This is a genomic window from Haladaptatus ordinarius (genome assembly GCF_054177595.1).
Genome location: NZ_JBPEHH010000017.1, coordinates 1 through 9,341, shown reverse-complemented (window position 1 = coordinate 9,341; position 9,341 = coordinate 1). Strand labels below are relative to the sequence as shown.

Below are 9,341 nucleotides of genomic sequence, written 5' to 3'. Positions count from 1 at the left end.
CTTCTCCCGAACGGTGGTCTCTTTCGGCGTGGTCTTTTTCACCTTCGTCTCCCGAACGGTGGTCTCTTTCGGCGTGGTCTCCTTCACCGCAGTCGTCTTCTTAGGCGTGGTTTTCTTTCGGACGGTGGTCTCCTTCGGCGTCTCCTTCTCTCGAACAGTCGTCTCTTTCGGCGTCTCCTTCACCGTGGTTTTCTCCCGAACCGTCGTCTCCTTCGGCGTCTCTTTTGGCGTGGTCTCCTTCACAGTGGTGGTCTCTTTCACCCTTTCCTCTACTGTCGTCGTCTCTCGCATCTCTTCGAAGACGAAGTCTTCGACGAGGATGAGTTCGAACGGCCTGTCAGGGGCGTCCTCCGGCGCGGCTTCGGGGTTGACGTAACCCGCCGCGAACGCCGAGTAGGCGGTGCTCTCGTTGAGCGTCACGTCGAACGTCGCCACGACCTCGCCGTCGTCTTCCTCCGTGGCAGGCCTGACTTCGAGCGTGTAGTCACCTGCCGGGACTTCGACGTACTCGGTCGCGTTTTGGAACGAGACGTTGTCGAACAGCGTCGTGTCGGTTCCTTCGACCGTCACGTCGACTGCCGGTGCGTCGGGCGAAACGTGAACCAGGCGCACCGAAGCGTTCCCCTCACCGGGTTCGGTGAAGTTGTCTTCGAAGACGACCGGTTCGAAGGACGTCTCTGCGTCCTCCGATATCTCACCCGTCGCGGTAACGGTGTAGTTCGTGTCCGCATCGAACGTCACGTCCCCGGAGAAGACGACCGTATCCGGGTCGTCTGCGGCGGTGATGGTGACGTTATACTCACCTGCAGAGAGGTTCGTGTAGTCGGTCACGTTCCCATACGAAAGATCTGAAACCGCCGTCTCTCCATCGATGAGCACGTCTACCGCCGGTGCATCGGGTGACATGTGGGCGACGCGCACCTGTGCATCGCCGTCATCTTGACTGTTATTGCCCCCCGTCATCGCACCGATTCCGCCGGCCATCGCTCCGAAGCTAACGGAGGCGACGAGAAGCAGTGATACTAGTCCAACTGTCAGTGTCCGTGTCGGTGTTGTTCCCCTCATCCCGGCGTACAGTCCGGCTAGCGTCGTCATAAAACAGTTAGACCGTCCAGACCTGTAACGACCGCCGTAGCCGCCGGTAACGTTCGTTTCCGGGAATCTCTCCTCCCAACCTGTCCGGCGAAATCACTGGATAACGCGACAGACGCGCGGAGAGAAGAACCCTTTTCCGAACACTCGCCGTATCCGGGTTCATGGGACTCGACGTGGAAGCACCGGACGCACCGAACTTGCGCCCGGAGGCGGATTTACAGGAGTACGAGGACGTGTCGGTCCAGGGCGAGACGAACTACCGACGCGACGAACTGGAGACGTTTCTCCACGAGGGCGCGTGGGAAGAGTCGTTCAACCAGTGGGCAGAACACACGGACCTGGACGAACGCGAGTTCGAGACCGCACTTGACCTCAAATTATTCGACGAGTTCGATTTCTTCTGGGACGATTTTGCTGACAGAGTCGGCTATCACGCACCCGGGCTCCCCGAAGACTGGAAAGAGCGCGATATACACCCGAACGTCGATTCGTGGAACGCCGTCTCGTCCATCAACGCCGCGCTCACCGAACTCGGACAGGTGGTCTGTGACGTGCTCGAACAGAACTACGTGGACTGGGAAGCGGAGTTCGAGGCGCCGGACGACCTGCCGGATTTCGACGAGTGACCGGTCAGCGAATCGCTATCGGAAGACGACGCCCTCAGTGTCACCGTTGAGGACGACTGACCCGTCCTCGTTTCGGCAGACGAACGACACCGCCAGTTCGTGACGCTCCTCACGGGAAACCACGTTCTCGACCGTCGCCTCGCAGGTGATCTCCTCGCCGACGTACACCGGTTCGTGAAATTCGAACGTCATCTTGCGGGCGATATAATCCATGTCACCGCCGATTTTGGTCGGTAGCGTCGCCGTCAACAGGCCGTGGACCATCCGGGAATCACCTTCGGCGTGGTGGGTTCCTCGGTCGCCGGAGAGTTCCGCGAACTTCGTCACTTCCTCGTTCGTGAACGCACGGGAGTAGCTTCTCGTCTCGCCGACTGTGGGAACATCGTCCATACACCGAATTTCACAGCCACCGAATTAACCCTTTATCCGGACCCGTTTCGGATACTCGCGGGGAACCGAGAATCCCGCGTGCCGAAGTCGTTTGCGTCCGGAGACCAGCGATTCGACCCAGGATCCTCCGTCGTCGGTCATCGCAGTCGCGGCGTACCGGATGGGCGCACCTCGAACGGTTCGTTCCGGGAGTTCGACGCTCACAGAGCCGTAACGGTCGGCGAGCGCGGGGTTAGAGAAGTCGAGTTCGTCCGGTAGGTCGACGAACGGCAGGTCGTGTTCGACCGCCATGTTTCGATAGGCGAACGCGGCGTCGAACGCGCCACCTTCCAGACTTCGGAGCAGTCCCGTCTCGGGGACGATGCGCATGGTATCGAGCAGGTCCCGCTCTCCGGCCAGTTCGAGCGCCATGACGGTTCGGTATCCCAGTGGGTCCCGGTCCGGGTCGGTTCGGCCGACGACGATTCGGTCCCGGCGAAGCGCGCCTCGCCAGTCGCGTTGCAACGCCCGGGCGTGGGGTGATTCGGGGTCGTAGACCAAGACGAGCGCGTTCGTAGCGAACAGGGTCGCCTGCGGGGCGAGTCCGGCGACGAGCGTCGGGTCTGCGAATGCGACAGCATCCGGGTCGCGCGCACCCGAGACGACGAGTCGGCGAGCGGCGACGCTCCCGTGGGCTTCGACCGACGCGTCACCCACGTCCGACGCGAGACGCTGGAGACTGCCCGCGACGAGGACCGAGGTTCCGTCGTTTCCCGCGAACGAGACGGTTGCCGCGACGCCACCGACGGCGAGCGACCCGCCAGCGTACCGAAGGAATCGCCGACGATTCATCCTTCGAAACCACAAGTAGATACGTGAAAATAGTTTCGTAACCATTTGTGGTTACACCACCGCTCCGGCCCCGAGAGAGGACGGATTCATTTATAACATCGTGGTTACACACACCGGGTATGGTGTCGCCGTTAGACGGGTGGCCGGTTCAGGTCGGTATTCTCCTCGGTCTGGTGGTGTCGCTTCTCGTCGTCTGGGGATTAGACCGACCGCGAGGTCGGTGGGGGACCGCACTTCGAACCCGGTTTCTCTTCGGTGTTCCGTGGGGGACACTCGTCTCTACCGTCGGCGTCTTCTCCGTCTACCTGTTCGTACAGGACGGCTGGAACCACTGGCAGAACCCCGTCACTATCGCGTTCGCGTCGTGGTCGTATCTCTACCCGGTGGGGATGGCCCTCGGGTCGTTTTCGCACGCGGGGCCGGGTCACCTTATCGGCAACATGACGAGCACGCTCGCCATCGCGCCACTGGCGGAGTACTATTTCAGTCACTTTCCGACGGAGCGCGGTGACTCGTCGTTCGCGTCGTGGCGAACCAACCCGTGGTTCCGGGCGTTCGTGTTGTTCCCCCTGGCCGTCGTCGTCTGTGGCCTCGGAACGAGCATCTTCGCATGGGGTCCGGTTATCGGGTTCTCCGGCGTGCTCTTTGCGTTCGTCGGGTTCGCACTGGTTCGCTACCCACTCGGGACCATCGTCGCGCTCTCCGCGCAGGGCGTGATTCGAACGCTGTACGTCGCGTTCCGTGAGCCACAGATAACGGGACAAGCGTCCTCGACCTACTCTACCCCGTGGTGGTTCGGCATCGCCATACAGGGACACACGCTGGGCTTATTCCTCGGCGGGGTTGCAGGACTGTATCTCCTCCGGAAACGGCGAGTTCGGGTGAGTGCCCTTCGGATGTGGGCGGGGAGCTTCGTCCTCCTCATGTCGCTGTCACTGTGGGCGCTCTGGTGGTATCGCGGACTGGACAAGTACGTCCTCTTCCGTGGTCTCGGCGTCGTCTTCGTCCTCGCGCTGGCGATACTCGTCACGTTCGCGGTTCGCACGACCGACGGGGAGTCGTTCGGCCCCAAGGCGCGGCGAGCGGGCACCGTCCTGTTCGTGATTCCCCTGGTCGTCATGGCCGGCGTCGCCATCCCGGTCAATCTCACGACTATCGATGGAGACGGGACGGCAGGCGTCGATTCCGGTGTGTCGACTCGGGGGTACACCGTAATGTACGCCGAGGACGTGCCGAATCAGAAGGTGTCCGTCATCGACGTTTCACTCGGCGGCGAGACGACGCGAGTGAACACGAGCGGCGTCGTCGTCGTCAACGAAGACCGAGAAATCTGGTCGCGCGAGGTGTCGAAAGGTCGACTCGCCCACCGCGGCCAGGTGACGGTCAGAGTCGGCGGGCTCGGCTGGTCCGAAGCCGTGCAGGTAAAGCGTATCGGGTGGAGTGCGAACGGTGGTGGGGCCGCGTATCACGTCTGGTTACATCCGGCGTCCGGGTCGTGGCGACACGCCTTCGCGTCCGACCCGGTGACCGCTGGCCCCGTGCTCGCGGGGAAAAACGTCTCTATCGTCCCACGGAATCGTCAGTTCGCCATCCGACTCACGGAAGAGAACAACTCCACGGTCGCCACCGCACCGCTTCCGGACCGCAACGAGAGTGTCGAACTCGGCGGCATCGAGTTCGTTCGTGAAAACGGGAAACTCGTCGGCGTCGTCGACGAAACCCGTGTCGTCGTGGCGAGAAAAGAGACATACGGGAACTAACGCCACTCGACTCTGAACACTTCCGCGTCCACCGTTTTTCGCTCGCTTCGCTGGAACTCGAACTGCCGTGAGAGTGGCAACTCCGCTCGGAACGCGTGGGTCACGGTACCACCAGCGTCGTCTGCGAACGCCTCCACGAAGTCCACGCTCCCCTCGTTGTGAATCGAGTAGGAGACGTCCGCGATGTCGGCGGTCGTTTCGAGAAACGCCCGGTCCGCGTGTCGACTGCCGTACTGTGCCCCGAACGGCGGGTTCATCAGGACGGTCACGCTGTCTGTCGTGGGTGGACAGAACGGCGCGCATGTCGCATCGCCGAGGAGCCACTCGACGGGAACCGCCGGGGCGACTCGCCGTTCGTTCTCACGGGCCTGGCGAACGGCAACGGAGTCACAGTCGAGTCCGACGACGCGCTCGGGGTCACGCGTCGCGGCCCCGAGCGCGAGCATCCCGGTCCCGGTGCCGAAATCGACGACGGTCTTGCCCCTGATGTCGTCGTGAACGTCCGCGAGATGAACGAGATGGGCAGCGAGGGACGCAGGGGTCGGATACTGCTCCAGTTCGACCTTCGGGTCGGCGAAATCGGTGACTTTCGAGAGACGACGTTCCAGCGCACGTTTCCCCATAGTCGAGCAGACGAGGCGGGGAGACGTAAGAATCAGGATTCGAGCGTCAGCGGGCCGTCCAGTTCGAGCGTAACGCCTTCACGACGGGCGCGCTCTTGCAGGGCAGCGAGGGACGGACGGACTTTCGATTCGTCCGCGACGGTGTCGAACGAGACGGTGACGGTTCCTGCGCCGAGGAACGCCGCAGTGCGGACGTACTCGCGGATTCGGTCGGCTTCGTCCTGCGTCGCGAACGAGCAGTCGGCGTCGAAACGGGCGTCCACGGTGACGCCTGCGGGAACCAGGTCGTTCGCGTCGAGTTCCCGCTGGAGTTCGTGGAGATCCTCGCGCGCGCTCGGCAGAACGGACGCATCGAGCGTCACCGGTGTCTTATCCGTCGGTCGGCAGCATTCGATTGCGGTTTCGATGGTGGTGGAGCGAGTCGCACTCATTGTACAACACCATATCTGCTAAGCATACAAAAAGGTTTGTGTATTCTTAGTAGTAATACTATGGGTACAGCGACTATTTCACCCAACTGAAAACATTTGCCAGTTCACGGAAAAGTCGAACGTATGCATCGCCGAACAGTTCTCGCGTCCGTCGGTTCCGCCCTCCTGGCCGGTTGTCTCACCGACTCGACCCCGGGAGGGGCGGGTTCGTCGTCTACGACGACCACACCGCCAAAGACGTCGACCCAGGAGCCGACACCGACCACGACTTCGAATCGGACCGAACCGGACCTCCAGGTTCCGAGTCAGAACCACTGCCCGCCGTTCGACGACCGCGTGCAGGGGGTCGTCTGTTACGAGAACGCTGACCAGGAGACGACCCTGCTCGTAGAGCCGTCGAAAGAACGAGCCACGCTCCAGAAAGCGACGCTCTCGTTCACCCTGTCGAACGAGACGGGCGCGACGTTCACGACGAACTACTACCACTGGAACGTGTGGAAACAGGTGGACGGCGAGTGGTTCCACGTCGCACCGCGAATGTGGCCCGAACCGGCCATGATGCTCGGTTCCGGGGGTTCACACACGTGGAATCTGACCGTCGATAACTCCGACCTCGGACGAGCACTGTCGCGGGCGGAGGGAACCGAAAACGTCGCCCTTGCCGGACTCGGCGGGGGTACCTACGCCTTCGGAATCTCGGGGTGGTTCCAAAGCCACGATGATGGCATCGGCGTCGCGGCCAGATTCGACCTCGACGGCGATCCACTCGAACTCACTCCCACGGACGACCTGGAAGTGGTCGGGCAGGACGGTGGCGAGAAACATGTGCGCTCTGAACACTCGAACACGACCTACGTCGCCACGCGAATCGAGGACTCGGAACAGGACGCGATTCGGACGATTCCGGAACAGGTCGTTCGGATGACGCCACTCCGGAATCTGCTCGCGTCGTTCGAAGAAGGGGTCGACAGCGTTCGACTCGACGGTCGGGACTCTTACCTCGGCGACGAGTGGCAGGTGTTCGAGTACCAGGGAACGACGTACCGGGTCGAAACCGACGACGGCTGAGTGCGATTCTCCGATAGGATTACATTCGTCTATTTGCTCATTGAAACCATGTCACATGGTGACAACGGTAGCTGCGACGAATGTGGTCATCGAGTATCCAGGCGAACTCTCCTTCGCGGTACGGCGACTGCCATCGCTGGAGTGGGCGTCGTCGCCGGGACCGCCGCCGGGTTCGAGGGCGACGACGGGAGCATCTCTGGCCCGTCGGACTTTCCGCGAGCGACGACGCGGGGCCACTTCGACATCCACTGGTGGTACGGCGACCAGTTGACCGACGGTCACACCGCCACGGATTACAGCACGGTCGGCGACGTTCCGGGGTACGGAAGCGCGAATCCCGAGGAAGTGGTCGTCTCGGTTCACGGCTGGCTGGTCGAGAAAGATGAGGCGCCAGACCACTTCCAGACGGTCAAAACGTCGCTTCGAAACGAGGGGTACGACCACCCCGTCATCGGCTTTAGCTACGACTCCGATACGAGCGTCGACGACTGGTGGCCCGCGACGGACATCGCCGAGCGCAACGGTGCGAAACTCGCCAACTTCATCACCGACTACCGCGCCAGAACCGGGGCACGTGTCAGACTCGTCGGACACTCGCTCGGTGGCAGGGTCGTCCCGTCGACCGTCGAGGCACTCGACTCGTGGGGCTACCGCGACTACGTCGAATCGGTCAGTCTGCTCGGGGCAGCGGCGGACGACGACGCGGTCGCAGTCGGTGGCGAGTACGGCGACGCCCTCGCGAACGTTGTCGGGTCGGTCGACAACTTCTGGAAAGACGGCGACGACGTGTTGAACTGGGCCTACTCGACCGGCGAGTTCGATTCCGCGGTCGGCGAGGAAGGCTGTGAGGGAACGCCACCGGCGAACTACACCGACCACAACGTGGATTACGTCCCCGACCACTTCTCCTACCACGAACCCGGCGATGGCTGTATGGCGGACGTCGTCGCGCAGTTCTCGTGACCATCGCGTAGAAGAGAAGACGGTGACGGCTCCGTTCCTACCACGTGCCGTGGAAAGTGTCGAATTCGAGCGCGTCGAGCGGTTCGTTCCCGACTGCAATCTCGTACTCGCCGGGCGTGAGCATCGGTTTGTGGAACTGCGGGCCGTCGTCGGTCGTGATGCGCGGACAGCCAGTGTTGACGAACGCGTCCATATTGAAGTTCCGCAGGCGGTCTGGCGTCACCTCGTCCATCGTGATGAGGTAGGCGTCGTCGTTGTCGTCCAGGATGTCCTGGGCCACCTCCCAGCGACCCTGGCCGATTTTCGTACAGAAGATGACGCCCCACTTCTCGGCGTCCATCGCCCGGTGGACCGCGCCGTATCGCTGTTTCATGAACTTCTCCGTGTCGGCGACCGTCACGACGTTGTTCACGGGGTCGGCGATGACGACGTTCTTGTCTGGGTGCTCCATCGCCAGGCCGAGGGGGTGGAACTTCCCGCCGCCGACGTAGAGCACCTGGTCGGCATCGATGTCCGCGGAGGCGTAGTTACAGCCGAGCACCTGCCCTTCGTGGGTGAGTCGGTCGTCACCTCTCCGGGTGTGGACGTCGAAGCCGCGGTCTTCTAACCACTCGCGCATCTCCTCGAAGCGGTTCATGTGCTGGGCGGTCGTGACGAGTCCGACGTCCCCCACGTCGAGTTCCTCCACGGCCTCTTCCATGATGGGGAACACGTCCACATTCGAGAACAAGGGGACGTAGATGACCTTGTCCGTGTTCTTCATTGGCGAGTGGCCGAAGTGGACGAACACGTCGGTTCGTTTCATGAGGAAGGTATCGAGGTCACAGGCTCCGTAGCAGGGTTGGCCCGAGAGGAGTATCGTCACGTCGTCCGGGAGCAGTTCGCGCAGGTCGTCAGCCACCTTCGGGCCGCGGCGCTTGAGTCCTTCGGGAAACTGCAAGCCCACCTTCTCAGCGTCGCGTTCTTCGACCGCGTCGATGATACGGTCGAGTTCGTAATCCCACTCCCGGTCGTGTTTGAGGGACATTCCCGTCTTCCGCAAGTCCCCCTCGCTGTACTCGCTCTCTTGGCTCATTGTACTCCCATTACCGCCGAGAACTTTTAACCTCGGCGTTCCGGGATTTCGATGGCGAGCGTTTGTTTAGGTACTCAGTGATTGACAAGGACAGCGTGCTGAATGTAGAGGATGAGGGCGCAGTAAAAAGGGGCACGATTTGACGACTCATAGGCCACAAGTGAGCATTGAGTAACTTATTAAAATTATTTACAATAGCTATACATTGCTTCAACCCTATTAGTTTCTATACTGGATAAAAATATGTTTAGAGAAAATTACGAGCATCGACAGGAAGCACTCTTTTCTCCCGTCAAAGACCTTCCTGCCGGACCAAAGAAGAAATTACGGAATCATTGGTCTACCCATTTTTACGAACACGTTTTCACCCAGATTGATGAGAGAACGTTCGGGCGGCTATACCACGGTGGGTATAGCCGCCCGAACAAACCGGTCAACGAGTTGGTCTCGCTGGAGATCATCAAACACCTGCTCGGACT

The 9,341-nt window shown here is 61.3% G+C and carries 10 protein-coding genes; 4 read left to right on the top strand and 6 right to left on the bottom strand.

The features are described from left to right. A partial coding sequence (locus ACR3FF_RS08530) for a DUF4397 domain-containing protein (RefSeq protein WP_458187570.1) occupies positions 1–1,095 on the bottom strand: 1,095 nt, incomplete at its 3' end. A 161-nt stretch (positions 1,096–1,256) separates the two neighbouring features. On the opposite strand from ACR3FF_RS08530, the gene ACR3FF_RS08525 reads away from it, so the two are divergent. Further along, positions 1,257–1,721: a DUF7992 family protein gene (locus tag ACR3FF_RS08525; RefSeq protein WP_458187569.1), complete on the top strand. Its 465-nt coding sequence runs from the start codon at positions 1,257–1,259 to the stop codon at positions 1,719–1,721. 15 nt (positions 1,722–1,736) lie between these two features. Here the strand turns inward: ACR3FF_RS08525 and ACR3FF_RS08520 are convergent, their stop codons facing one another. Both ACR3FF_RS08520 and ACR3FF_RS08515 read right to left on the bottom strand, forming a co-directional pair. Further along, entirely contained in the window at positions 1,737–2,111 is a 375-nt protein-coding gene (locus ACR3FF_RS08520) for an FAS1-like dehydratase domain-containing protein (RefSeq protein ID WP_458187568.1), read from the bottom strand. A gap of 24 nt (positions 2,112–2,135) precedes the next feature. Continuing rightward, positions 2,136–2,942, bottom strand: a complete 807-nt coding sequence (locus ACR3FF_RS08515; RefSeq protein ID WP_458187567.1) for an extracellular solute-binding protein — start codon at positions 2,940–2,942, stop codon at positions 2,136–2,138. A 119-nt stretch (positions 2,943–3,061) separates the two neighbouring features. On the opposite strand from ACR3FF_RS08515, the gene ACR3FF_RS08510 reads away from it, so the two are divergent. Beyond that, entirely contained in the window at positions 3,062–4,702 is a 1,641-nt protein-coding gene (locus ACR3FF_RS08510) for a rhomboid family intramembrane serine protease (RefSeq protein ID WP_458187566.1), read from the top strand. Here ACR3FF_RS08510 and ACR3FF_RS08505 read toward each other — a convergent pair. After that, a complete protein-coding gene (locus ACR3FF_RS08505; RefSeq protein WP_458187565.1) occupies positions 4,699–5,325 on the bottom strand; it encodes an METTL5 family protein in 627 nt (208 codons plus the stop codon). The two genes, ACR3FF_RS08510 and ACR3FF_RS08505, sit on opposite strands and share 4 nt — an antisense overlap. A gap of 32 nt (positions 5,326–5,357) precedes the next feature. Next, positions 5,358–5,756, bottom strand: coding sequence for a DUF7961 family protein (locus tag ACR3FF_RS08500; protein ID WP_458187564.1), 399 nt, complete (start codon positions 5,754–5,756; stop codon positions 5,358–5,360). A 123-nt stretch (positions 5,757–5,879) separates the two neighbouring features. Here ACR3FF_RS08500 and ACR3FF_RS08495 point away from each other — a divergent pair, with 123 nt between their 5' ends. After that, entirely contained in the window at positions 5,880–6,824 is a 945-nt protein-coding gene (locus tag ACR3FF_RS08495; protein ID WP_458187563.1) for a hypothetical protein, read from the top strand. Positions 6,825–6,872: 48 nt separating this feature from the next. Continuing rightward, positions 6,873–7,787 (top strand): esterase/lipase family protein, encoded by a 915-nt coding sequence (locus ACR3FF_RS08490; protein ID WP_458187562.1) that lies wholly within the window; start codon positions 6,873–6,875, stop codon positions 7,785–7,787. A 37-nt stretch (positions 7,788–7,824) separates the two neighbouring features. On the opposite strand, the gene dph2 is transcribed toward ACR3FF_RS08490, so the two are convergent. Further along, positions 7,825–8,862, bottom strand: a complete 1,038-nt coding sequence (gene dph2, locus ACR3FF_RS08485; protein ID WP_458187561.1) for a diphthamide biosynthesis enzyme Dph2 — start codon at positions 8,860–8,862, stop codon at positions 7,825–7,827. Positions 8,863–9,341 lie beyond the last annotated feature (479 nt).

Excerpts from the sequence above, each read along its gene's own strand:
- ACR3FF_RS08500 (WP_458187564.1), bottom strand. The coding sequence starts at position 5,756 with ATGAGTGCGACTCGCTCCACCACCATCGAAACCGCAATCGAATGCTGC.
- ACR3FF_RS08495 (WP_458187563.1), top strand. The coding sequence starts at position 5,880 with ATGCATCGCCGAACAGTTCTCGCGTCCGTCGGTTCCGCCCTCCTGGCC.
- dph2 (WP_458187561.1), bottom strand. The coding sequence starts at position 8,862 with ATGAGCCAAGAGAGCGAGTACAGCGAGGGGGACTTGCGGAAGACGGGA.
- ACR3FF_RS08490 (WP_458187562.1), top strand. The coding sequence starts at position 6,873 with ATGTCACATGGTGACAACGGTAGCTGCGACGAATGTGGTCATCGAGTA.
- ACR3FF_RS08525 (WP_458187569.1), top strand. The coding sequence starts at position 1,257 with ATGGGACTCGACGTGGAAGCACCGGACGCACCGAACTTGCGCCCGGAG.
- ACR3FF_RS08515 (WP_458187567.1), bottom strand. The coding sequence starts at position 2,942 with ATGAATCGTCGGCGATTCCTTCGGTACGCTGGCGGGTCGCTCGCCGTC.
- ACR3FF_RS08520 (WP_458187568.1), bottom strand. The coding sequence starts at position 2,111 with ATGGACGATGTTCCCACAGTCGGCGAGACGAGAAGCTACTCCCGTGCG.
- ACR3FF_RS08505 (WP_458187565.1), bottom strand. The coding sequence starts at position 5,325 with ATGGGGAAACGTGCGCTGGAACGTCGTCTCTCGAAAGTCACCGATTTC.
- ACR3FF_RS08510 (WP_458187566.1), top strand. The coding sequence starts at position 3,062 with ATGGTGTCGCCGTTAGACGGGTGGCCGGTTCAGGTCGGTATTCTCCTC.